Raw genomic sequence first — 26,572 nt, 5'->3', positions numbered from 1 at the left:
TAAAGTGGCGAGAGTAGAGGCCCATCAAATGAAAGAAATGCAGGATGTGAAGAGAGAAGGGAGGAATTCCTACATAGAGCGCGTACGTTCTGTATTGCTATTATTCTTTAATACTTTCTCTCGATTGAACTCCACTAGCTGTGGGCCTTGATGGATCAGTTCTCCATAGTCCCCTTCCAGGATCATTCCGTAATCACGTTCCTTGACTGACAGCTCAAGCCGAAGCCCATTCTCCAGTTCAAACGTGATATAGAACGAGTACGAATACTTAGATCTTCCAAATCCATTCCAAACTTCTTTGCGCTTCATGATGACCGTTCCAACCTTGACTTGATCAGGCGAAACATATTTGCTACCCTTTACGCCTCCTCTCCATAATTTGAGAGCAGATATTATCATAAATAACAAAATCATCAATCCGAAGAAGATGCTAAGCTCGGAAGGGATTTCCTGGAAGAAGCTGAAATCATGACTGAAATCTCCAAACGGTGTCATACTTTCACTCCTTATGCAGCTTTTTCGCATAATCCTTCTCTATTTATACCATATATTACCTATATTGAAAACTAGAAACTTCACAATATATGTTAGTTATTTAGCATCCTCTTGCCATGGGCATTGATAAGAGCCCCTGTAGGCTTCATCATGACAACAAGTCATGGAAGCCCTTCAGGGACTCTTGATTGCTGCAGCGTTGCGAAATTAGAAACCTACCAGATGCTCACACGGTTCTCTGGTGCCACATACATGCCGTCTGTTTCGGTAACATTATAAGCCTCATAGAATTCCTTAAAGTTTGCTATTGTACGGTTCACACGCACCTTATTTGCCGAATGAGTATCAACCGTTGTTAAATAGGCGACGATCTCTTTGGTCATCGTCGAGCGCCAGATGGTAGCATAGCCTTCAAAGTAAGCTTTGTAATCTGGCGAAGCAAGCTTAGAGGCCACCTGCAAAGAGGCAGCCATGCCGCCCAAATCAGCCACATTTTCACTGACCGTTAATCTTCCTTGATTGTAAACGCCCGGAATGACTTCAATACCGTCGTAATATTGGATAACAGCCTGCAGTCTTTTTTCAAATTGCTTATAATCTTCAGCTGTCCACCAATTGTTTGCGTTCCCGTTCTCGTCATAGGCGGAGCCCAGGTTATCGAATGCATGGCTAATCTCATGCGCAATCACCATGCCAATCGCACCAAGATTCGTTTCCTTCTTTGCCTTCAAATCGTAGAATGGTGCTTGAAGAATTCCTGCTGGGAATACAATCTCATTGTTGAGCGGATTATAATACGCATTTACATCATATACGCTCATCATCCACTCCGATTTGTCCACTGGCTTTCCAATTGAAGCCTTTTGCTTCTCCACGTATGCATTGTTAATCGCTACATGATTGGCAAACAATGATCCTCCCTGCTTCGGAGTAAGAATCTTAACATCCTTAAGCGTATCATTCCATTGATCCGGGTAACCGATCTTGATCGTCATCTTCTCAAGCTTCTTGATCGCCTTTTCCTTCGTCGCTTCCGACATCCAATCAAGCGCTTGAATACGCTGTTCATAGACAGCGATGAACTCCTTTACCATCTTCTCGACATCCTGCTTTGCTTCTTTAGAGAAATATTGGTTGGCATAAGCCTCTCCCAATAAATCAGACAAGGCAGACTTCGTTAACGACAATGCTACTTCTTCTGTAGACTTCTCTCCTTCAATGCCATACATCTGAGCGGAAAACTCACGGTTAGCCTTAGCAAAGTCCTCAGAGAGCAAGCCACTAACATTCATAAGCAGCATTGCCTTCATATATGCCTTCAAAGCATCTACATGTTCTTCGGTATAGTACGATGCGCTCTTCTTTGCGAGTCCTACATCCATTACGATCACTTTGTCAGCTTGATCTACCTTCGCTTCTTTCATGTAACGCTTCATATCAACGTTCGGATACAGACCAGCAAACTGCTCGATGGTATACGGATTGTAGTAATGATTTACATTGCCTTTGTCCTGAATATCAAGTGACGATGCAGCAAGGTCCTTTTCCATGTTGTACACCAGTAAAGCCTGCTCTTTCGACTGTGCTTCCTTTTCCCCTGCTAGCACAAACAGTTTTGTCAAATAATCCGTGTAAACTGTCTTCTTTCGCTCGTCTTCTGAAACATAACTGTTTTTATCCAATCCTGTCATAAGTCCTGAGAAGTACAGCGCGTTAACCGAACTATTCTTCGCGTCAGCCATGACACTAAACGAGGTAAGCGGACCAAAGTTTGTTTCTTGGTCGATCTTCAGATTCGCTTCAAACAATTGCGCAAGTGTCGCAGCTTGATTAATGGCATCCAAATATCCCTTGATTGGAGAGATGCCCTGCTCATTGCGATGTTTAACATCTAAAGCTGTGTTATAAAAGTCGGTAATTTGCTGCTCATTCGTTCCTTGTGCATGCTGTTTTTTTAGAAGCTCGTCCAAAATGGATTTGATCTTCTGCTCATTGCCTTTCATCAGCTCTTCAAACACGCCGTTTGAGAGTTCACCAGGCTCAATCTTGGACGCATTTAGCCACTCTTTATTCACGAACTCATAGAAGTCATCCTTCGGATTCGTTCCTTGAAGGGCATAGATGCGCTTCACCAAGGCTTCCAGCTGCGTTCTTGTAATCTTGTCTGATTTGCCAAGACGTCCATCCGGATAGCCCTGCAGAATCCCTGCAGCAGTCAGCTTTTTGATTTCCTTGTCCGCCCATGCCGGCACATCCGTGAATGCAGCACCAACATTTCCTTTACGGACATCATTCCCCTTAGGTGATGACAAAGCCGGGAATGCGCGACTCATCATGATTAGCGCTTCAAGCCTTGATACACGATGCTCTTCCAGCAGCTTGCCATTGCCATAGCCTTGGATCAGATCCTCTTTTGTAAGACGTGGGTTGTAGTCATCTGCTGCATCCAGCAGGTAATCGACGACCTCTCCCCTTGTTAAGCCGAGCTCAGCTTCTTCTGCCATAACGGTAAGTGGCATGGACATCAGCATAAGAAGTAACGATAATACAAGGGCAAACCTCTTCATTCATACGCCTCCTATGTAGGATATTTATCATTCAACGCTTTCCTTATTCGAAGCTCTTCCCTTTTCGTTAAGTAAGCATTAGAATGCGCACGACTGGTCTGTCCGACTACATATGACTATTATACCAAATTATGGTCGATCTTCTATTCTTTTTTACCACTCTAATGCTATGCCTCCGTTTCGCAGTTAAATGATTGCAAACCGCGTAACAATACTGCTGCTATCCAGTTATCTGCCCAGCACATAGTCATGATAAGCCTGGTGATCTGCCTCTGTTCCTTCCCCAACGATTGTGTAATGCTTCTTGTCCTCAAACAATTCATGAGTGCGATGAAAAACTTCGTAAGTGCATGTAATATGCTTTAGTCGATGAAGCATGGTGAGTACCTCGTACTGCTGATCCAAGACTGTCCCGAGACGAAGCTTCTCCAACTGTTTCATGGACTTAAGAAAGGACAGATGCTGCACGGCTCCGTAAATTTCCAGGCTCTTGAGTTTACGAAGCGAACCAAGATGCACATAGTCTTCTTCCTTAAGATGAGTTACGGAAAGTTCCTTAAGTTGGTTGCAGAATGTTAGCGGCTCAAGTGTATGTAATCGCAGCTCTTCAAGCCCTAATTTCTTAAGCTTTGGAAAAGCAGGCAGCACGGCAATATCATGAACATTTGTCTGGTACAGTGTGAGCTCTTGAAGGTCTGGCAGCGCGGCTAATGGAGAGATATCCTTAACTGACATTTGGGCAATGCTTAAGTTTTTAAGGTCCTTCAATGCAAGCAGGGGTGTTAGATCCGTGGTCAGCTGCTTCAGCAAGCTGAGCTCGCGAAGCTTGGTAAACTTCATCAGAGGTGATAGATCTGAAATGCTTTCGTCGCATACAAAGAAGAACCGTACCTTTTCAAGCTGCACAAAGGATGTTGGTATATCCGTCAGGAGCCTTGTTATCTCATGCTTCCACGCTGCATCCAGGCTGTTCCACCAATACTCAAAGCTATCATCGGAGTAATGAACGTTTGAATTTAAGAGTTCCTTTGCATGATCTATAATTGATCCTCCGTGATATACAACATGTCCTTTATTAAAATCAAAGCTTGCACGGCCCTGATGAAAGGCATCCAAAACATACAAATAAAAATCCTCAAGCGATGAGCTTAAAACGAGCATCTCATGTATGTCGCAGCCGCAAGTTATGATCTGTCCAACCACGCCTTGGCCACCTGGTGCAAGATCCATGGCGATATAATTCCCCGATCCATCAGCAGCAAATGGAATCCAGCCGCGGTTCCATGTAACTTCCTGAATCTTTTCTTTTTCATATGAAATCTTATCAGATGCATATTCAGCCGTTAGATCCAGCTGCCGTTCGATCTCAACTACGATATCTTGAAGGGATAACCAAGTGTAGCCTAGCATTAGCATGGGCTCGTCATCGTGATCCTCTCCATTATGACAACGATATAGTTCCTTGAAGCGATCTGGCATTGTGTATCCCGTCAATCTCTCAATCAGCTTAAACTCTTCCTCGTCAGCTCCTTTGGCAAAACAGGTTATTGGAATACGCTCTTTCCACTTCTGTAAAAAGATGAACGTGCTTATCATTTGATTGCTCCTCTTATATGTCAGTCTTATCTCTCTGAATAAGAACTTATCCTAGATGGTTATCACTTCCAAAGTTCCTTAGCCAGATTATACTAATGGAACAAACAAAGTTATACATCAATTATTACAATTGCTATGATATTAAAAAGAACTTTAAAGGTAGATTTGGAATAAATGAAGATGTACCTGACCCGTATAATATGTTATGGCTGCACGATAAGGGAGAATTACACTCATATGGAGATTGCTATACTGAAGCAGGAATTGAAGGAAGCCTGCAAATACGCATTTGTCGATATCGTCGAGGAGCACAAATACGAAGGAATTAATAGTTTCGCACTATCCTATGACCAGCGAACAATGAAGCTATTTCCTTCAGTGAATACCATGCACTACTTAAATCAAGCCCTAGCGCTGCATGGTGACCATTTCTGGCATTTCAAGTATGATCCGACGTATTGGAAGTATGTTGGAACAGGTGCATGCGAGGCGTTCGAGTCGATTTATAACAAACTCAGATCCTATGCGGCGACAGTACAAGCATTACATCAATCCAATGAAAAGCTGCATAATTGGAAGCGTACCTTATACGATACTTGTACGGCCGCATTAGAAGATTTGGTACAATCTCGCTTCTTCCTGAATGTCGCTCAGCGAAACATTCTTGTTCTTTATACGGCTGCAGATTGTATTGGAGTTAAATGCCACTATCTTCATATGATGAAGCGCCTTAATACAGATACTATATTAAAAGAATATGAACAGGAACTGCAGAAGTAGCAGATTCTATATGAAGGCGATATTATCCCACATCATATGGTTTAAGAACGTGCCACACTGAAAGTCAATTCGAGCTTGTTACATCGTCTCTTAGCCCTATCTTAGATGGGACAAGGCTCTTTTTGCTGCCGAGCGTCCGTTAAGGCTTCCATGCTCTGCAATCCATTTCAGCTTATCCTTGGCCGGAACATATCCGTAATATCCGATAATATCGCAGACTCTTTCCTGAACATACATATCCTCGTCGTCAAGATAGGGAAGAAGCGTATCCAGCTTGTTGGCAGGTGTTAGGGACATCAACGCAAAAAGGTACTGCACCCGCGCTTCTTCGTCATCTAACTGCCCGACAGTTTCCGTTAATTGCTGAACGACACCCCATTCCAGTTCACCCGCAAGTGTCCCTGGGTAGTCCGTCTGTAGCTCTTCCATATACGCGTCAGGTCCTGCTTGCAGGATAGCTGCAAGGAAGCGATCTATACTTTGAAACACAGGAGAATAATCTGGCTCTTCATGATTCAAATAACAGATCATCCCTTTCATCGGTCCATCCATATATACACCTGCATAATTGCTGTTATCATCGGTCCACAGCCATGAAATCGGCAAGTGCTGCGGATACATCTGGCGGAACAATTCCTCCATGTTGTTGATTTCATCTGACTGAAGCAACCGAATTGTGCTGCTGCTTAACTCCTTAATTTGCTCCATCTTGTCTTTTGTCCATTGAAGCTCTTCACAACGTTTTTCCATGTTAATATCCCCCCGGAATTGTCTATGGATCGTTACTCCTTAATCATACTACGTGCTTACTCATAATAATACGCCTTCACCCAATGATACTTTCGCCCATGGAGCTTGCACCACTTTGCAAACTGCAGTTCCTCCCCTCTCTGCTCGGCTTCCGCCATGCATGTCAGCCAATCGTCAATCAGTTGTTTATAATGAATCCGTTCACGATTAAGTGCTGTTTGGGTATCGACCGATTTCACTTGTTTGATCCACTCTTTCGTTATATCCAACAGTATCAATGTGAGCTTTGGATCACCTATATAATAGTCGGGCAGGTGGTGCACAGAGAAATCAACCCGGTCCAGATACATATAGCAAAGCATCTCGATAGCGCGCTGCTGGTTCAAACCATTCAGGGCAATCGCCCGCTTTAGCAGGTCCTCTTTTTCAAAGCCATCTGTATAACCATAGTATTTGGCCAGCCAAAGAAACACTTCATCCGTTACATCTGGAGCATGCATCCACTCTCTTAATGTCGGCAAAATCACCTCAATTGATAAGGGGTATTTGAGCACATCCGCATCATGCCCCTCTACCACCTGCATGATCCATGCCGTAAAGCTTTGTCTTTGTTCAAATGGCCACTGGGAGGATGCATGTACGAATTCGTTTAACTGAACGAGCGCAGTTTGGCGCATCCCTTTAACGAAATGGATGCAAGCTTCGACAAAAGGCTGATAAGCTTGATCCACATCTTCCATGATTGAGATTGCCCATGTGGAGCTTTCATTTTTGGTATAACGCATAGCTAGTCCTCATTTCATGTTCTCATCATTCATATTATAAAAGGAGCTTGTATCAGCATCTGCAGCAAATATGCATTTAGGAAAGCTATCCAACCGTAAAATGAAAAGAGGAATCCCGATTAAGGATTCCTCTTCGATTATTCAAGATTCAACGAGAGTTCTTACAGCTTCGTATCGTCTACTTGGCTAAGCCACTCATCGATAACGTCAATGACGGATGCCACACAGCCATCCTCGAATGGAGACTTAAGACCTGCGTACTCAACCAAAGCCGTAAAGGACTTGCTTCCTCCTGCTTGGCAAAGCTTAAGGTAATCCGCCCACGCCGATTTGTAATCTTCATTCATGCGTTTCCAGAACTGGAATGCACATACCTGCGCAAGTGTATAGTCGATATAGTAGAACGGGGATTGGAAGATATGAGCCTGCTTCTGCCAGAAGCCGCCTCTTTCCAAGTAGTCGTTCTCTTCATAATCTCGATGCGGCAAATACTTCTTCTCAATATTTCTCCACGCTTGCTTGCGCTCAGCCGGAGTAGCCTCGGGGTTCTCATAGACAAAGTGCTGGAATTCATCCACCGAAACGCCATAAGGTAGGAACAGCAAGGCAGATGCCAAATGATCAAAATGATACTTTGCTGTGTCTTCCTCAAAGAAGAGCTTCATCCATGGCCATGTAAAGAACTCCATGCTCATGGAATGAATTTCGCAAGACTCGTGCGTTGGGAAGTTATATTCCGGCACCTCGAAATGACGGCTTTCGTACACTTGGAAAGCATGCCCTGCTTCATGGGTCAGGACATCAATATCGCCTGATGTTCCGTTAAAGTTCGAGAAGATGAACGGGAATTGATATTTGCTCATATATGTGCAATATCCGCCGCCTTGCTTGCCCTTCTTGCTGACGAGATCCATCAATTCATGATCAATCATGAAATTAAAGAATTCCTTCATCTCAGGAGACAGCTCGTCATACATCTTCTTCCCGTTGGCAATGATCCACTCTGGATCACCCTTAGGCGTTGGATTGCCTGATTTGAAGCTGAAAGACTCATCATAATAATACAGTTTGTCCACTTCAATCCGCTGCTGCTGGCGCTTCTTCAGCTTCGTTGCGATTGGAACGATATACTCCTCTACCTGCTTGCGGAAGTTCGCTACCATCTCTGCATTGTAATCAATGCGGTTCATTCGAGCGTAGCCCAGCTCTACATAGTTTTTGTAGCCGAGTTTGTGAGCGATCTTCGTACGTATTTTAACGAGCTCATCATAAATACGGTCAAGATCAGCCTCATGCTCTGTCATAAATTGATATCGGGCTTCAGAAGCGCGCTTACGCATATCGCGCTCCTTAGCTTGCTCGAATGGCGTCAATTGCGCCAATGTGCGCTCTTCGCCTTCGAACGGAATCTTAGCAGATGCAATCAACTGTGAATATTCGGTTGTCAATTTGTTCTCTGCTTGCAAGTCTTCAATGATTGAAGGATGGAAGGTTTTCAGTGCCATCTCGGCGAGACGGAACAGCTGGCTCCCCCACTTTGCCTCTAGCTCTTCACGGAACTTAGAATTTACCAGTTCCTGATAATATTCCATTATGTACTCTTGAATGACAGGACTTTGCTCATCGAAAAATTCCTGCTCCGCCTTGTAGAATTCATCATTCGTATCAACAGAATGGCGAATCGAAACAATTGTATACAGTGTCTCTACATTGCTGCGAAGCTGATTCAATTCAGACATCGCAAGATGCTGTTCATCTACGGTCTCTGCGGAACGAAATTGTTCTAAACGAGCCTTGAATTGCTGTTCAAACTCTTTCACATCCGGACGTTCATAAGGAAGCTCACTAAACTTCATCTTGTCCTGCACCCTCTCTCAATCTTAGTAGCAACAAGACTATAATACCATATTTTTTCTATTTATCACTAATGGACACCGTTTCTTTCCGCATCACAGGTTAAATATGCTTACCAAGGTTCGATTAATGACTTCCCTGTCGGTTCCCGTATTGACCAATCACATAAAAAACCCCATAGAAGAACAGCTGAACGAAGAACATCAACAATGTGAAACCCGTAAACAAGCCTGCAGTGGCTTCATTCATCACAATTTCATAGCTATCCTTAACAATCGTTAGGGGCTCGTCAAGGATGTCCCAACTATTCCATCGAATAAATCTACCGATAAAAATACCGACGCTGCTAAGCAGAATAATCCCTATCACGACGATCCAATTGAACAGCTTGTTCCATCGCCTATTCAGCTGCCGATGCAGCAAATACAGCGAATAGCTCCCTAGCGCAAGCCCTAGCAGACTGGCAAGCAAAAATAAAAAGTGATGAAGCCAAAACTCCAATTCATGACTGAAGCGGATGCTTGGATCAATTTTATAATGAACATACACATGTAAAGCATCCGTGACAAGATAAGCAGCATTAGGATAAAAAGCCAACCATGTAACTGATAAGACAAGGACAAGCGAAATGCGCAGAAGCCTCCATTTTATAAAGTTTGTCTTGCATACCCCTATTCCCAACCATGCGATAAATAGCGGGGTCCATGCCAGAAAGATGTCCCATCGTAGAAAGGTATAAATGTTTCTCCCCGTATAACTTCGAAGCCAATCTCCTAATAGCAAGCAGCAAACGGTTAACAGCATAAATAGAAAGCTTAATAGCATATGAAAAAGTACATGCGGTTTGGCCAATCGATGCATACGTTTCCTCTCTCAACATATGAAAAGTCCCAACAATCGTTGAGACTTTTTCATTGTAATAAAGTGTCCCCTTTTCAAAACGACTATTGACCGACTCGAGGAGCGTCGCCAATCACTACTTCGTATGACGAAGATTGACACCATTAATCTGGTGCATGAGGGTAGAGATCATATCTCGTACTCGTGACGATTCGTTGCCCTTCCAGCCAGTATTCAAGCGGGAGATCGCCTCTTCGCGAAGATCATCATACTTTTTCTTGTGCTTGTTATATTCTTTTGAAACGGACTGGGTCAGGATCATCGAGGAGATGGATAGGATCACGAATATGATGGATGCTTTGCTTGATCCTAAGTAGGCAAGTAGATCGAATACATCCGTATGGCTGATCTGGCTCATCTTCACAAGCCAGAATAGAAGAATAATGGCCAAGCCAGTGTTAATTACGGAGAGCAGTCTAAGGCGTGTTTTCAACTGATTCATCTTGCTTTTGCGTTTGCTCAGTTCGAGAAGAATAAATTTAACATCTTCTGAGATTGGCAGCTCCTGAAGCTCCTTTACTAGAAGATTGCTGTCCTTTTTGGCAGCCATAGACGGATCACCTCAGAAGAAATATATGCGGTTGTCCCTCTTTTCTTGCTCTACTCATAAAAAATGCTTGTCGTTCCCGCAAAATGAAAAAATGATCGCAAGCCAACAAAAGTTAACGAAAAAGGCAGCGAATCGCTGCCTTCTCCCTCATGTTCTCTATGTCATCAACGTCATTCTTGCTTCATCCTGCAGAAGAAGTCTAGTCTTCTAATTCATGGCCAGCCATCCATGTCATTATCGTCTCGCGATGGGATTGGAAGGCCAGCTGTTCCAGTGGAATATCATCCGGAGCGAACCAGCACAGCTCCATGGATTCAGGCGACGCAACCAGTTCGCCACCCACGACCTCCGCTTCATAGAACACAACACATGTCGTATGACCGCCCTGCACGTCTAACAGCTTCTTGATTCGAACGTGAAGACCAGATTCCTCAAGCACCTCGCGAACGACACAATCCGTAATCTGCTCACCAGGCTCCGCCATTCCGCCAAGCAGGCCCCAATAGCCCATTCCTGGCTCAACAGCACGCTTCTCAAGCAGCAGCTTGCCTTGGGATACAACAATGGCAGCTGCACCGACCGATTGTGTCTCGTAGTGCAAAAAATGCCGCTCTTCACACTCGACATAGGGTTTTCCATGATACAGCAAGTGCAGCAATGGCTTTGCACAAACCGGACAATATTGATAATGCACCATCATCCCGCCTCACTCTCAACGCTCAGCAGCAGGCAAAGCGTATCGTTCAATTATTAGGTGACAGACCCATCTCCATGCGTCTGCTTCTTGTCTTCATGCCCAGATGCTCATAGAACAATATCGCTTCTCGATTAAATTCAGAGACGCCAAGCTCAATGCTCTCCGCCTCAACTTCGTGGGCATATTGCAGGATATGCTCCCACAACATTCTCCCTAGCCCCTGTCCTCTGCGATCCTCATCTACGCATAGATCATCGATGATGAGAATCTTGCGTGTTCGAAAGATCGGCCTGGAAGCTTCTTCGTTCACGCGCGTCATGGCATAGGCAATAATCTTCTTATCAGACTCTTGCTCGACTACCCAAATCTGAAACCGGCATAAGTGTACAATGTACTCGTAATAATCCCGTTCCATTGGATAGTCACTATCTTCATAAATATCAGGACGAGCATGGACGTGCAAACGGTGAACCTGCCTTATTAATCGCGACACATTTTCATAATCGCTGGTCTTGGCGCGTCTAATCTGAACATTCATGTTCATCCCTCCCCATCAATAATAATAGGCCCGCTTCCTATCTATGTGATTGTCGGAGGGGCCGTTACAAAGTGGTACCACGTATTCGACTGAAGGTTATGATCATTATAAGGCTATTATTCGTGCGATGCCACCACAAATTCACCCCTGTTCTTGTTACAAAATCTTAACAGATGAACCGAAAATAAAAACACCGCCAAACTGGCGGTATTTTTAAGGCCTGCCTTACAGTGTTATTGAACCCATTACATTTAAGCGTTGTTAATTTTTGTCGATGCCATCATAATGGAATGTAGTCTACATAAAAGCACAAATAGATTGGATCAAAATAAAATATTACAGAGAGGTCCCATGTATGATTTATTTTTTTGATTCCTTGGACACCTTTACCGAGGAGATGTGCATGCAGCAATTGAACAGGCTCCCTCAGGAAAGGCAGCTTAAAGTTCACCGCTACAAGCACTGGATTGATAAGAAGATGAGCGTCATCTCGTATTTGCTGCTTGCTTACGGCGTGAAGCATGAGCATTCGATTACAGAGCCGCTTCGTTTTGGTTACCGAGGGAATCAGAAGCCTTACTTAGTAGACTTTCCGAATATTCATTTCAATATCAGCCATTGTGAGGAATGCGTTGTGGCGGCCATATCCGATCAAGAGATTGGGATTGATGTGCAGAATATCGTCCCCTATGATCCAAATGTTGCAGCGATGGTCTGCAGTCCGCAGGAGCTCCTACACCTGCAAGAAAGCATGGAACAAGAAGCGCTATTTATCCGCTATTGGACCCTCAAAGAGAGCTATCTCAAAATGACAGGCAGCGGAATATCCGATCATATGTCTCAGCTTGACTTTTCGGCTTCCACTGACCCGTCATTCTACCAATACAATTGTAACTTCCAACAGCAGCTCCACCCTGGATATTGGATGAGCATATGCTCGCTAGAAATGCCGCTTCAGATACATAGGCTTACTCTCTCAGATATTTGCTAGATAAACATAGGGGACCCGGAACCCTTGCAGCTAAGGCTCTGGTCCGGGACTCCCAGTATCATCCTACCAAGCTGGCTTAACCACTCGCTCGTCAAGTTTATACTCCAGCTCTTCGAATTCCTGCTGCAACACCGCTTCTAATGAACCCTGTAGACGCTCAAACAAAGGATAGAAGATCACAAGATAGTCAGCATAGCTGTTCACGTAGATTTCCGGAGTATCTTTATAGTTGCCTCCATGAATCATCTGCTGTACGCCCTCGTAGGTGAGATCGAAAGCTCCCTGATAGTTTATCGATAAGATCGAAGGAATAATAGCAGGCAGCCTCTCCTCTACTTGCGCTAACAGCTGTAGATAATGCACATGCTGTGTTCGCTTCATCTGTTGAAGCCGCTCGACTTCAGCTTGTACCGGTACCATATTGCTGGCATTCGAGTCACAAGCGAGATTAACCGGCACCAGATCTAGGAACGCGCCTAAGGTCGCAGTATAATCATTCGTCCATGCTCTTCGGTCATCTTGAAGAACAAACACTGGCAGCGAAGAGATTCCATCTGGCACTAACTGATTCTCTCTCGCTATGATCTTTATGCAATGCATGAGCAGATCCCAAGGCTGCTCTTTATACAACTTGCTTACTCTTGGCCCCATCTTGATTAAAGAAACGACCGATTTTTGCAGACGATTATTCTCGTTGAATCGTAAATATGCAGCTGTACTTGTCATAAAATTAGATCGTTGTACGGTTAAAGCTGCCTCTGTAGAGGAATAACCGTCTACTTGTTGGATCTCCTGAGTGTACTGCGAATAGCGATACTCCTGACTGGATTGCTGTGTCGGTGATTCCATCACAAGATATTCATGCAATCTTTCTCTGAAAATATGGCTGCTCGTTTTGTCCCAAACGCTGTGATGTGCAAACAAATGAACCGTGTGATGCTTCTCTGAATCCTTAGTAACAAGCATCTTCACCAGAAGATGGCTGCCGCCTTGATAGATTTCAAGTCGAAGCTTCACCAGAAGATCATTTACTTGTTCGTGGACTGCCGAGGATGCATAACAAAGATTGAGATAGGACACGTATTCTCTCCCGCTATATGGTTGCTCAGACATCGTAGCGCCCTGCTTGGATAGGTTATAGTAGGTACGAAGCACCGACTGTTCTTTGGCCAATCGAGATACAGCATCACGAATCTGCTTTTCCTCATACCAGCCCTCAATGTCTACCTTCTCCTCGATAATCATGTCGTCAGCAGCCATGAAACAAGCTTGGAATACAGTCGGATGATACATAACCACATGCTGTTCTTCGTTCGCTTCTTGCTTGTTGAACCGCTCAAGCTGCAAGTATTTCTCATCCACACTCTCGATGGATGCTGACTCAGCCTCGCATAATACTAGAAACTCATCCCGACTCATAACGTGCATGGCCTGTTGGAATCTGTCCATTGGTATAATGTAATGTGGAAGATGATGCTGCAGCTGATGCTCTTGCAGCGTACCCTTCAACACTTCCCGTGACTCCTCGGTTAAATGATTGACAAAAAGGACTTCATATAGCTTTTCCTCGCACTGAATGGTCTTCAATAAACTGTCCTCATTCCATACATACCAAACAAATACCGGAAGCTCAAAGTTATGATCCGTCCAATCTGGCTCCATACCTCCGATCGAAACATGATCATTCGGCGCAACCTCAAGGCAGTGTGAGATAATCTCGGTAAGCTCCTTCTTAAACGTTGCGGCAAGAGCCGTTATCACTCGTTCATCGCAGATGCGTTTATCATAGCTCACCATCATTCGCAAAACTCCGCTTGACACCATGCCATTGAAAGAGATAGGGGTTCCAAAATGATTCGCTTCTGCAATGTCTGAGCCTCTTGGCGCATCGCTGATCATCCAGCCCTCGAGACTGCTCTCCTGCCCGAATTCACCAAGGTAATTAAAGGTAATATCAGGCTTGATGCCATTCAGGACATATTCACCGTATGCCTTTAACACGCCGTAACCCATTCCTCGATTCGGGATCTGTCTAAGACGATTCTTCGTACTTTGAATATCCTCCCGAATGCTTTTGCCAATGCCGCATACGGCAACCGGATAGATGCTGGTAAACCAACCAACCGTTCGGTCAATCGCGACGTTCTCATCTATTGGCTCTCGACCGTGCCCTTCCATATTTACAGCAATGGTCTGCTGCTCTGTAACAGCATGCACGGCGCGGCATAGCGCGGTAAGCAGCAAATCATTTATTTCGGTTTGATAGGCTCTTCCCCCCTTGTATAGCAGATTCATCGTCTGTTCGGAGGTAAAGGAAATGTCGATCTCGCCGATGCCTGACTCACCGGACTGTGCAGTCAAGTTAAGCTTGCTCTGCTCTACTAATTGTTCAATCCCTTGCCAATATGGGATTTCGCGATGGAGTGATTCACTCTCCCGGTAACGAACCAGCGCATCTCCCCAATCCTTGTAGGAAGTGGTCTTCGGAGGCAGGATGATATCCTTTCCTTGCCGTACCGCATGATAGACCTTATGCACATCCTCAAGTAGAATGCGCCAGGAAATGCCATCTACCACTAGATGATGGACGCATATCATCAGATAATCACATGCATCTGTATGAAAAATCCCTGCCTTCATTAGCGGCCCATAAAACAAATCCATGCTTTGTTGAAGCTTGCTCGCTTCAGTTTCTATGCGTTCAAGCAGCTGTTGTGAATCCTTCATATCCGTGAGATCAACGTATATCAGATCATGCTTCAGGCCTTCATTAATAGCCCGAACGGTCTGAATATCAGCCGGATAAACGGCTCTAAGCATATCATGATGAATGATGACAGCATCGAGCGCTCGTTCTAAGCTCGGCAATTCAAGCCTTTGTGCCGTTTCAATCATAAAGGATTGGTTAAAATGCGCAGGCACTGCCAAGCTATCCGAGAAGAAGTCCACTTGGATCGGTGTAAGTCGGGCCATTCCGGTTACCTCTCGCTGGTCGACGCTCACGATAGGAGAGTGATTCATGCTCTTACGGATGGAACGAATCGTCTTGCCCTGCATAATCGCTCTCACACTAAAGTCATAGCCATGCTCGCGCAGCTTGGATACCATTCGAATAGCCTTGATGGAATCTCCTCCAAGATCATAGAAGCTGTCATCGATTCCTACCCGTACAGCTCCGAGAATATCCTGGAACACCTCGGCGAGTGCATACTCTATTCGATCACGCGGAGCCGTATATTCCTCCATCGAAGCGGCTTCAGGCGCAGGGAGTGCTTTTTTATCCAGCTTACCGTTATTGGTAAGCGGAAGCTGCTCCAGCTTGATGAAATGAGCAGGGATCATATAGGATGGCAGTCTCTCAGCCAGTTGGCCTTTTATCACGCTTTCATCGAGACCATGAGCGGCTACGATATAAGCACAGAGTGACGGCCCATTCTCCTGTCTTACAATCACTGCCGCATCTTTAACACCATCCATTTCCCGAATGCGGCTTTCAACCTCGCCCAATTCGATCCGGTAACCGCGCAGCTTGATTTGCTGATCCATGCGTACTAGATACTCAAGCTGTCCATCTTCCGTCCAACGAACAAGGTCCCCTGTCCGATACATGTGTTCCCCGCTTCGATAAGGATTCTCAACAAACTTCTCTCTGCTGAGTTCTGGTCGATTCAGATATCCTCTGGCGACCCCTACACCACCAATATGCAGTTCACCAGGCATACCAATGCCGCACAAGGTGCCATTCTGGATCACATACGCCACCGTATTCGCGATGGGAGCTCCAATCGGGGTCTTGCTGCGCACGCGTTGTGCAGGAATCGGATAGCAGGTAGCGAATGTGGTGCATTCTGTAGGTCCATATACATTTGCAAAGTGCAAATGTGGATTGCGGGAAGCGAGCAAGTCAACATGCTCCTCTGAGGTGGACTCTCCCCCAAAGAGAAGCTGGGTCAGAGGGTCAAAGATCTCATGATCCAACGAAATCAGCTGATTAAACAAGGCAGTTGTAATAAACATCGTATTAATGCTAAAGTCGTGAATCGCCTTTTTAAATAATGCAACACTCGTTAAAACATCCTCTTCCACAAGGAAGAGTGTGCCGCCATTAAGCAGCGCTCCCCATATTTCGAACGTGGAGGCGTCGAATGCGAGCGAGCCCGTTTGCAGAATACGCGCATCCTTGAAATCAGCGTAATTAGAACGGATAACCAGGCGGTTGATGCTTTGATGCTCAATCATCACGCCTTTTGGCTCGCCTGTCGTGCCAGAAGTATAGATCACATAAGCAAGGTCCTTCGGATGATTGACTTGAATCGGATTAGCCGAAGAGTCAGTATAACGATTAGGATGCGTAAGCTGGATGATATGCTCAGGCTTATGCTCCAATTGCGACAGGTCGAATTCACTTGAAAGCATAATGGAGCAGTCGCTGTCCTGAACCAAATACGATATACGATTCAGCGGATATTTCGGATCGATCGGAAGATAGGCTCCGCCAGCCTTAAGAATAGCTACGAGCCCTATAATCGTTTCGATACGGCGCTCCGCCATGATGCCCACAAAGTGATCTCTTTTGACACCAAGCTGGCGTAGCCTATGGGCGAGTTGATTGGCCTGTTCATTAAGCTCTCGGTACGTAAGTTTTCCTACATAGCCTTGAATGGCAATATCGTCAGGCGTACGCTCTACCTGCTCCTCAAAGCAAGCCACAACAGACTTATCATTCTCATGCCAGGTATCAGCAGGGTTGAATTGATTCAGCAGCATGCTGTGCTCGTCCTCGGTAAGAACGGATATAGTGCTTAGCCGCTGTGAAGATTCGCCCAAGGCATGAGTGGCAAGCATGCTAAAGTGCTCCGCCATTCGTTCAATCGTTTCGCGGTTGAAAAGATCGGTGGCATATTCCCAGTTGAGCACATAGCCCTCGTCCGTCTCTGCCATGGTCAACGTAAGATCGAACTTGGCGACCTGGTAGTTATAATTCACCGGCTCAAGAGAAGTTCCACTAAGCTGGAGTACAGCCTCTTCGTTGTTTTGCAGCGCGAACATGACGTCAAAGATTGGATGCCGAGACATGTCTCGCTCCGCTGCAACCTGTTCTACCAGCAGATCGAACGGATACTCCTGATGCTCAAAGGCTCTTAAGCAATTCTCCTTCATCTGATCAAGATAGTCCTCGAAGGTGCTGTTCCGCAAAAGCTTCCCTTTTATCGCAAGTGTATTCACGAACATCCCAAGCATCTGTTCGGTGTCAGGATGAATGCGTCCCGCAATGGGGCTCCCTACAACAATATCTTCCTGTCTCGAATAGCGGCTTAACAGCAGCATAAAGATCGAGAGCAGAATCATGAATTCGGAAGCCCCTTTTTGTTGGCTCGCCTTTTTCACGGCTTCTTTTAACTCAGGACTTAGGGCACTTTGAACATTGCTTCCATGATAGGATTTCTGCTGCGGTCTTGGATGATCAGCGATCAAATCAAGCACAGGAACTTCATCTTTGAATTGCTGAAGCCAATATTTCTTATGCTGCTCCAAATCTCTCCCTTGCTCCCATAGACTGTAATCCTTGTAATGCAATGAAGGTTCAGGAAGGATCTCACCATTATAGAGTCTTGTCAACTCACTAAGCAGGATTGCTGCCGATGCGCCGTCGTGAACCATATGATGCATATCAAGCATGAAGAGATAGGATTCATCTTGCAAACGAACCGCCTTCGCCCGCATAAGAGGAGCATTGTTCAGATCAAATGGGCGAATAAATGCTTGGAATAATGCTTCAATCCCCGATTCGCTCCCTTCCCCATGCTCCAAATGAACCTCTGCCGTTTTGGCAATGGATTGCACAGGTTCACCGTTCACCATGGTGAAGCTCGTGCGCAGTATCTCATGCCTAGCGACCAATTCTGACAATGCATGCTGCAGCTGATGAAGATCGAGCCTACCGCGAACGCGCAGCATGCTAGGCATGTTATAGGTAATCGCTGCACCCTGCATCTGCTCGATTATGAACAGTCTCTTTTGCGCAGAACTCAGGGGGTAGCATTCCTGATCGGGCTGTCGCGGAATGGGCTCAAGCTGCTGAGTGGCGTTCCCTTTCACCCAAGCTGCAAGTCCAGCGACAGTCTCTAGATTCCAAACCTCACGCAGCGGCATTCGGACACCACAGGATTGCTCTACCACATTGATTAATCGAGTCGCTCGAAGGGAGTGCCCCCCTCGCTCAAAGAAGCTATCATGAATGCCAATCGGTTGAACGCCTAATATGGATGAAAATGCTTCTGCTATCCGCGCCTCAATCTCATCGCGCGGCGCAGTATAGCTGGAGAATGATTGGAAGGATGGCTTTGGAAGTGCCAATCGATCCAGCTTCCCGTTTCGTGTTACAGGCAAGGCCTCCAGCTGAATGAGCTGGGAAGGAATCATGTAGGAAGGAAGGCTTCGGCTTAATCCTTGTCTCACTGCTTGAAGATCAAGCTTGTGCTCCGCCACAACATAGCCCATGAGATGCTTTTCTCCCGCCTCTTCAATCATAATCACAGCCGCATCCTGGATGTGCTCAAGCTCCATCAGCTTGCTGCTAATCTCGTGAAGCTCGATACGGAAGCCTCGAATTTTGACCTGTTCATCGATCCGGCCTAAGTAATCGATGATGCCTTCTGCTCTCCAGCACGCCAGATCTCCCGTTCGATAGATGCGCTCAGCAGGTTGCTCTGGATGGGGGACAAACTTGGCCTCTGTCAGATCTTGCTTGTTTAAGTACCCTCTTGCTAATCCTAGGCCTGCGATGCACAGCTCACCCGGCATTCCGATGCCGCACAATTGATCGCCATTCATGATATAGATCTGGGTATTTGCAATCGGGCGCCCGATTGGAATGCTTGCAGCTTCTTTGATCAGGTGGGTAACGGCAAAGGTTGTGCTCTCTGTCGGTCCATAGCCGTTGATTAATTGAATATCCGAGTTATGGTCCAGCAGACGCTTCACATGAGAAGGAGACAGCTGCTCGCCTCCGATAAGGAGATTCTTCAATGAGTCAAACGCCGTCACATCCTCCATCACCATTTGGTTGAACAAGGACACCGTCAGCCACATCGTATTCACTTGATAACGTTGAATCGCTCGCTTAAGAGCTTGAGTATCTGTAAGGACTTCCTCATCCACTAGATAAAGCTGGCCTCCATTAAGGAGCGCTCCCCAGATTTCAAAGGTCGAGGCATCGAACGCCAAAGAACCGGTTTGCAGGATCCGAATCCGTGAAAAGTCCACATAATCCGTTTCCTTTACCAAACGATTAATGCTTTGGTGTTCGATCATTACTCCCTTTGGCTGACCAGTCGTTCCAGATGTATAGATAACATAAGCAAGATCACGAGCTGAATTTATCCGTTCAGGGTTAGCTGTTGGTCCTTTATATAGGCTCTCGTCCTTTAAACGCAGCATTTCCACTTGATTCGGTGTCTGTTTCGTATTTAGGATGGAAAGGGCATATTCTGTTGTTAAGATCAAGCTCGTGCCGCTGTCCTTCAGCAAATACTGAATGCGCTCCTCTGGATATTTCGGATCAATCGGCAGATAAGCCCCACCTGCTTTCAATATCGCAAGCAGTCCTATGATCGTCTCCACTTTGCGCTCTACAGTTATGCCGACAAGCTGGTCTCGCTTAACACCCTTGGTTCTTAGCAAGGCTGCAAGCTGGTTGGCCTTCACATTCAACTCTTCATAAGTAAGATACCTATCTTCTGAGACTACGGCGACCTCGCCAGGCGTTCGTTCCACCTGCTCCTCAAATATCTCCACTACGGTTCGATCTCGATCAATAGACGTAGATGTATCGTTGAAATGAACAGCTACCTGCTTATGCTCCACTTCATCCAGCAGTTCAATTTCCGCTACAGGCAGAGTAGGTTGCCCCGCCATCTGCATCAGTGCCAGCTTGAGCCGCTTGAGAAGACGAGCGACTTCGTCTTTGCCATACAAGCTCGTATCATACATAAAACGGAATCCGAGCACATTGGATTTGTTCGCCAGTAACGTAAGTGGATAGTTGGTCTGTTCTCTAGCCGCTGCAAGCTCCAACTGAATGGAGGTATTGGCTGCGGGCTCCTGCTCGTAATAGTTTTCGAAGGCAAGCAGGGTTTGAATAAGGTGGCTGCCCAAGCCGGTAGAGGCTTGAATATCAACGAGGGAACTGTTTTCATGCTGTGCGGTTTGCAGAGCCTGTTCCTGGAGTTGTGCAAGCAGTCCTGCAATGGTTTGCTTCTCGTCTGTCGTCACGCGTACAGGAAGGGTATGGATGAATAACCCCACCATCTGCTCAATACCCTGCAAATCCACATTGCGCCCTGATGCAACCTTGCCAAATACAACATCCTGCGTATTGTTGTACCTCTGCAGTACAATGCCCCACGCCGCTTCTACCAGCGTATTCAACGTTACTCCATACGCTTTGCAGTAGGTCTCTAATTGACGAGTAGAGGCTTCATCCAGCAGCAGCTCTTCATAGCGAACAGGTTCCGCATCCCCCTTGGCAGGGCCTTCTGGGCGTACGCCTCTTGCTTCTTCATAGCCTTGGAGCAGCTCTTCCCAATAAGCCATATCACTAGAATGGTCTCGCTCTGCAATCAATCGAACGTAATCCTCGTACTTCCTTTGTTTATTGATGGTTTCCGTACGCAAATGTTCAAAGCTCATGCCCTGAACAAGCTTGGTATAGAAGGCTTGAAGATCATTCATGACGATCGACATGCACCAGCCGTCCATGATGATATGATGGAAGCTCATCAGAAGTCGATATTCTTCCTCCTCCAGCTGGATAACGTGCATTCGAACCAAGCTGTCATGCTCCAGATCAAAGCCGCGCTTTACATCCACTTCGCAAATGGCTTCAAGACTTGGAGAATCATGATCTTGATCAGATGCTTGGGTGAACAAAAATTCCACTTCTCTCCCTTGAATCAGCATCTGCCTTGGCTCTTCAGCATCCTGATGCACAATGCTTGTGCGCAGCACCTCATGTCGTTCCGCAAGAAGCTGCAAGCTTGCTCGCAAGGCGTCCACATGCAATGGACCGCTAATCCGATAAAGAGTTTGAACAACGTAGCTTGCGGCCTGCTGGTCTTCCAGCTTATGAAACAGCATTCCTTCCTGTAAAGGAGTAAGCGGATAAATCCGTTCGATCTGATAACCACGCTCGGCATAGCGTTTCTCTACGGTGGTAAAAGCTCGATGAGTCCAAGCTTTTTCCCCTAGATCAGATGCCGTCCTTATGGCTCGCTCAACTCCTGCACAATGGACCAGAATCAACTCAAGCTGCTGTTTGAAGTGATCAGCCAGTTGTGCTGCAACATCGACGCTGCATTGCTGCTTGTTATACATGATGGACATTTCCAATACACCATTCGTGATCGCGCCATTCAAAGACAGCATGCTGCCGAAGTGATTATACGGAGATACATCGTGACCTCGCGGTGCATCACTTAGCTTCCAGCCCTCCAGACCGCTCTCCTGTACGAACTCGCCAAGGAAGTTAAAGGTGATATCAGGCGTTACGCCTTCTAGAACCTGCTCTTTGCCTATAGACTTTAGAACGCCGTACCCCAAGCCATGATTTGGAATGCGTCTTAAGCTTTCCTTGGTCAAAATGATATCTTCGTCCATTGAGCCGCCAATGCCATCAATCGCGGCAGGATACATGCTCGTAAACCATCCAACTGTTCGATCAATGACAGCTGGCTCGCCAATAGATTCACGGCCATGGCCTTCCATAAGAACCGATACCGTATCCTGACCGGTTACAAGATAAATCGCTCGATAAAGGGCCGTCATGAGCAGATCGTTCGCTTCAGCGTGATAGGCACGACCTGCAGTCTGCATGAGATCACGTGTTGCTTCTTTGCTAAGGGTCCATTCCAGATAGCCCATAGCTGCTTTAGACTCCGAAGCCATTGGCTTAAGCTTGCTTGCGCTTACCTTTCGCTCCACCTCTCTCCAGTACGGAAGCTCTGCAAGCAGCTGAGGGCGGCTGCGGTAGCGTCCAAGCCCCTCGCTCCACTGCTGATAGGAGTGGGTCTTTGCCGGGAACTGAGGCATTTGGCCTGACTCCGCCATGCGGTAGCCTTTGTTCAAGTCCTCTAAAAGAATGCGCCAAGATACCCCATCCACAACGAGGTGATGAATGCACAGGAACAAATAGTCACCCAGCCTTGAACGGATTATGGCTGCTTTAAGCAATGGGCCATTAACAAGATCCATACTGGCTTGGATCTCATTCGCGCATTGTTCAATTGCTTGATGCAGCTCTTTCTTGCTTTCCTTGTCTTTCATATTCATGTCTAACAGGTTGTAAAGCTCGCCATCCCCGATATCACGCACGACTTGAACGCCATCGCGAATGACGGCTCTAAGCATATCGTGATGCTGAACTAACACGATCAGGGACATCTCTAAACTAGCTCGGTCTACGCAAGCCATGCTTTCAAGCAGGAAAGATTGATTAAAATGATGCGGGTGCTGAATGCCGCTCTGAATGAACGATAATTGGATTGGCGTCCATTCCACAATCCCTGTAACGAGTGCCTGGTCAACAACAAGCTGTTGCTTGGATACCATAGGGCGAATCGCTCGAATCGTTCGTCCTTGCATGATGGACTTGACTTGGAGTTCATACCCCGCCTCACGAAGCCTCGACACCATTCGAATGGCCTTAATCGAATCACCGCCAAGCTCATAGAAGCTGTCATCAATTCCTGCTTGTTCGACACCTAATATGTCTGAAAAAATCTGAGCCAAGTGCTCTTCTACTTCATCCCGAGGAGCCGAATATATTCGTTCTTTAGCAAGCGCTGGCATAGGAAGTGCCTTGCGATCCAGCTTACCGCTTCGTGTCAGCGGCAGCTGATCCAATTGCATCAGATGAGCAGGAATCATATAGGATGGCAGATGGACGGCCAGCTGGTCTTTCATCCTGCTAAGATCAAGTGTCGTGGAGCTCACCACATAGCCGCACAGCAGGACATCCCCTTGATCCTGTCTCACCTTTACGACCGCATCCTGCACGCCTTGAATTTCTCTTAGCCTGCTCTCAATCTCACCCAGTTCGATTCGGAAGCCGCGAATCTTGACCTGCTCTCCAATTCGGCCCAAGTACTCCAAATTCCCTTCGGCTGTCCAGCGCGCAAGGTCTCCCGTTCGATACAACCGCTCGCCTTCTCGGTATGGATGATTGACAAACTTCTCTTCCGTAAGCTCTGGCCGATTCAAGTACCCTCGCGCAAGCCCTGCTCCACCCACGCACAGCTCGCCGGGAACACCAACGCCACATAGGGAACGGCCGTTCATCACATAGATCTGCGTATTCCACAGCGGCTTCCCAATTGGTATCGCAGCATAACGATCCTCAGGCTGGAATCGTAGCGAGGTAACGCATACCGTCGCCTCTGTTGGGCCGTACAGATTCGTTAATCGTTCAACCCCATGACCCGTAAGACGGGTGTACCGCTCAAGCAGATCAGGCGTAACCGGCTCTGCTCCCAGATAGATTCGCTTGAATGCCCGAAGCGCCTCTTCCTTGCCGTGAACCTCTGCGTAGTCAAGCAGCATGCGGAAGGCAGACGGGACAATGAGTGCGTCCGTTACCTGCTGTTTCTGTATCAGGTTCAAGAGCAGTTCCGGATCCTCATTCTCGGACTCCGTGACCATCATGAGCTTGGCGCCAGTGAGTCCGCTGGAGAAGATTTCCCACACGGCAGCATCGAAAATATAGGTTGATTTCTGGAGCATCACGCTGTGCTCATTCATCTCTCCTTCGACTCGCTGCCACTCGGCAAGATGGACGAGGCTTCGGTTCTCAATCATGACTCCCTTCGGCTGTCCCGTCGTCCCTGATGTGTAAATCACGTAGGCTAAGTGATGCGGCTCTGTCAGCTGCTCAAGGTTCTCCTGCGATCCTTGCTCATGCGACCCATGCTCGAATGCTATGAGGTCAACCACCTCGACCCTATCAAAGAGAGACTCTCGAACCTGCTCCCCACCAGGTCCAATCAGCACAACAGGTGCTTTGCTGTCGGCAAGCATATAGCGAATGCGGTCGATTGGATGGGCGGGATCGATCGGCAGATAAGCGCCTCCCGCCTTCAAGATGCCGTACATGCCGATGATCATCTCAAGCGAGCGGCCTATCACAAGCCCGACGATACAGTCTGGTCCAACGCCTAACGCTCGCAGCCTGCGTCCGACCTTGTTTGCTCTCGCATTCAGCTCCTTATACGTAAGCTGCTGCCCATTGAACTCCACGGCTACGCGGTTTGGAGCGTCCGCTACTTGGCTTTCAAAGATTTGAATGGCCGTTAGTCCCTGCGGATAAGGATGCTCCGTCTCATTGAATCTGTGCATCACCTGAGCCTGCTCCTGCGCTGTCATCATCGACAATTCAGCCAGCGGCACATGCGGCCTGCTTAAGGCGTCTTCTAGCAGCGCTTCAAAATGAACAGCCATTCGTTCAATCGTCTCCTGCTTGAATAAGGCCGAGCAGTACTCCCAATCGAGCACATATCCCGAGCTCGTTTCCTGCATGCTAACGGTTAAATCAAACTTGGCAACCTTGAAGTTGAATTCGAGCGGCGCAAGCTCCATGCCCCCAATCGTGAGGGCCTCCGCTTCATGATTTAAGGCAAACATCACATCAAACATCGGATGACGTGCCGGATCTCGTTCCTCTATTACTTTTTCAACCAACAGCTCAAAAGGATATTCCTGATGCTCATACGCTCTTAGGCACTTCTCCTTCATGGCGTGCACCCAAGTTTCGAATGAATCTTCTGGTCTTAGCTGTCCCCTAATCGCAAGCGTGTTCACAAACATTCCCATCATCTGCTGTGAATCAGGATGGACTCGGCCTGCGATTGGACTGCCGACCACGATATCCTGCTGACGGCTATAGCGGCTAAGGAGAAGCATGAAGATAGACAACAGGATCATGTAATCTGTTGCTCCCGTGCGCTTGCTAAGAACCTTAACACCTGTCTTTACCTTATCATTTAAGTAAGAAGCGATTCGATCGCCTGCGAAGCTTTGCTCCATGGGACGTGAATAGTCCGTAGTCAATTCCAATACAGGAAATTCGTTCTCATACTCATGAAGCCAATAATGTTCCTGCACCATCCAATCTCTCGCATTGTGCCAAGCACTGAAATCCTTGTATTGAACACGCAATTCTGGCAGAAGCTCCCCATTATACAGCTGTGATAGTTCATCAAGCAGCACACCTGTTGAGCCATCGTCGAAAATGATATGGGGAATGTCCAGCATCAGTACGCTCTCGTTATGCTCCACTTGAACGATCTTTGCTCGCATAAGCGGTGCTTTGCTTAAGTCAAAGGGACGAATGAACTGCTGGAAGCCCTGCTGCACATTCTCGAGCGAACCCTCTCCATACTCGAGCTCAAAGTGAACCTCGTCCTCGATAACTTGAAGAAACTTGTCTTTGATATGGACAAAATGAGTTCTAAGCAGCTCATGGCGCTTGCACAGCTGATTCAAGGCTTCGTTCAATCGAGCAGGGTCCAATTCTCCATTCGCTTTTAAGAGAATGGGGATATTGTACGTAATGCTCGCTGGCTGCAACTGATCCATGACAAATAATCTCTTTTGAGCGGAGCTCATTCTAAACTTTCGGCTCATTCGGAATCAAACCTCCTCTTCGACAGCAACCGCAAGCTGCATGAATAGTGACTCTTGCTGTGGGCTTGCTTGCTTCATTTTCAAGTGCTGGGCAATGTTTCGTACCGTCTTCTCTTCCAAGATCTCGCGCAAGGATAGACGAAGGCCGAATGATCGATCCAGCGTGCTCATAAGTCTTGCTGCACGCAGGGAATGGCCCCCTAGATCAAAGAAGCTGTCATCGATGCTGATCTGATCGACGCCTAAGATGTCTTGGAAGGCATCAACCAGCATCTGTTCCATCTCATCCCTCGGCGCTATATAAGAATCGCTTTGGATACGCTCCGGTTCAGGGAGAGCCTTGCGATCCAGCTTACCGCTTCGTGTCAGCGGCAGCTGATCCAATTGCATCA

At 46.8% G+C, this 26,572-nt stretch carries 14 protein-coding genes; 2 read left to right on the top strand and 12 right to left on the bottom strand.

The window, feature by feature from the left end; all coding sequences use genetic code 11:
* Positions 1-69: 69 nt before the first annotated feature.
* From I2H74_RS23820 to I2H74_RS23810, 3 genes are all read right to left on the bottom strand, one after another.
* Positions 70-495 (bottom strand): DUF2500 domain-containing protein, encoded by a 426-nt coding sequence (locus I2H74_RS23820; RefSeq protein ID WP_195576732.1) that lies wholly within the window; start codon positions 493-495, stop codon positions 70-72.
* Positions 496-710: 215 nt separating this feature from the next.
* On the bottom strand, positions 711-3,062 hold the full coding sequence (locus I2H74_RS23815) for a M13-type metalloendopeptidase (protein ID WP_195576731.1): 2,352 nt from the start codon (positions 3,060-3,062) through the stop codon (positions 711-713).
* A 228-nt stretch (positions 3,063-3,290) separates the two neighbouring features.
* The gene (locus tag I2H74_RS23810) at positions 3,291-4,658 is read right to left on the bottom strand and encodes an SMI1/KNR4 family protein (protein WP_195576730.1); all 1,368 of its coding nucleotides are present in this window, start codon (positions 4,656-4,658) and stop codon (positions 3,291-3,293) included.
* Positions 4,659-4,895: 237 nt separating this feature from the next.
* On the opposite strand from I2H74_RS23810, the gene I2H74_RS23805 reads away from it, so the two are divergent.
* Positions 4,896-5,438, top strand: coding sequence for a DUF4303 domain-containing protein (locus tag I2H74_RS23805; RefSeq protein WP_195576729.1), 543 nt, complete (start codon positions 4,896-4,898; stop codon positions 5,436-5,438).
* A gap of 96 nt (positions 5,439-5,534) precedes the next feature.
* On the opposite strand, the gene I2H74_RS23800 is transcribed toward I2H74_RS23805, so the two are convergent.
* The 7 genes from I2H74_RS23800 to I2H74_RS23770 form a co-directional block, all read right to left on the bottom strand.
* Positions 5,535-6,188, bottom strand: coding sequence for a HEAT repeat domain-containing protein (locus tag I2H74_RS23800; RefSeq protein ID WP_195576728.1), 654 nt, complete (start codon positions 6,186-6,188; stop codon positions 5,535-5,537).
* Between the two features lie 56 nt (positions 6,189-6,244).
* Complete coding sequence (locus I2H74_RS23795) at positions 6,245-6,973, bottom strand: hypothetical protein (protein ID WP_195576727.1); 729 nt, start codon at positions 6,971-6,973, stop codon at positions 6,245-6,247.
* Between the two features lie 161 nt (positions 6,974-7,134).
* A complete protein-coding gene (locus I2H74_RS23790) occupies positions 7,135-8,829 on the bottom strand; it encodes a M3 family oligoendopeptidase (protein WP_195576726.1) in 1,695 nt (564 codons plus the stop codon).
* Positions 8,830-8,953: 124 nt separating this feature from the next.
* Positions 8,954-9,688 (bottom strand): DUF1361 domain-containing protein, encoded by a 735-nt coding sequence (locus I2H74_RS23785; RefSeq protein WP_195576725.1) that lies wholly within the window; start codon positions 9,686-9,688, stop codon positions 8,954-8,956.
* A gap of 115 nt (positions 9,689-9,803) precedes the next feature.
* On the bottom strand, positions 9,804-10,277 hold the full coding sequence (locus I2H74_RS23780) for a DUF2663 family protein (protein ID WP_195576724.1): 474 nt from the start codon (positions 10,275-10,277) through the stop codon (positions 9,804-9,806).
* 199 nt (positions 10,278-10,476) lie between these two features.
* The gene (locus I2H74_RS23775) at positions 10,477-10,977 is read right to left on the bottom strand and encodes an NUDIX hydrolase (protein WP_195576723.1); all 501 of its coding nucleotides are present in this window, start codon (positions 10,975-10,977) and stop codon (positions 10,477-10,479) included.
* A 43-nt stretch (positions 10,978-11,020) separates the two neighbouring features.
* A complete protein-coding gene (locus I2H74_RS23770) occupies positions 11,021-11,512 on the bottom strand; it encodes a GNAT family N-acetyltransferase (protein WP_195576722.1) in 492 nt (163 codons plus the stop codon).
* Positions 11,513-11,915: 403 nt separating this feature from the next.
* Here I2H74_RS23770 and I2H74_RS23765 point away from each other — a divergent pair, with 403 nt between their 5' ends.
* On the top strand, positions 11,916-12,503 hold the full coding sequence (locus I2H74_RS23765; protein WP_195576721.1) for a 4'-phosphopantetheinyl transferase family protein: 588 nt from the start codon (positions 11,916-11,918) through the stop codon (positions 12,501-12,503).
* Between the two features lie 63 nt (positions 12,504-12,566).
* Here I2H74_RS23765 and I2H74_RS23760 read toward each other — a convergent pair whose 3' ends face one another.
* Together I2H74_RS23760 and I2H74_RS23755 are read right to left on the bottom strand one after the other, a co-directional pair.
* Positions 12,567-26,180, bottom strand: a complete 13,614-nt coding sequence (locus I2H74_RS23760) for a non-ribosomal peptide synthetase (RefSeq protein WP_195576720.1) — start codon at positions 26,178-26,180, stop codon at positions 12,567-12,569.
* Positions 26,181-26,186: 6 nt separating this feature from the next.
* Positions 26,187-26,572 (bottom strand): phosphopantetheine-binding protein (locus I2H74_RS23755; RefSeq protein ID WP_195576719.1); only part of this gene is annotated, 386 nt, incomplete at its 5' end.

The organism is Paenibacillus sp. 1001270B_150601_E10 (genome assembly GCF_015558675.1).
GTDB lineage: Bacteria > Bacillota > Bacilli > Paenibacillales > Paenibacillaceae > Paenibacillus_B.
The sequence above is the reverse complement of the archived record's forward strand: the minus strand, read 5'-3'. Positions and strand labels throughout refer to the sequence as shown.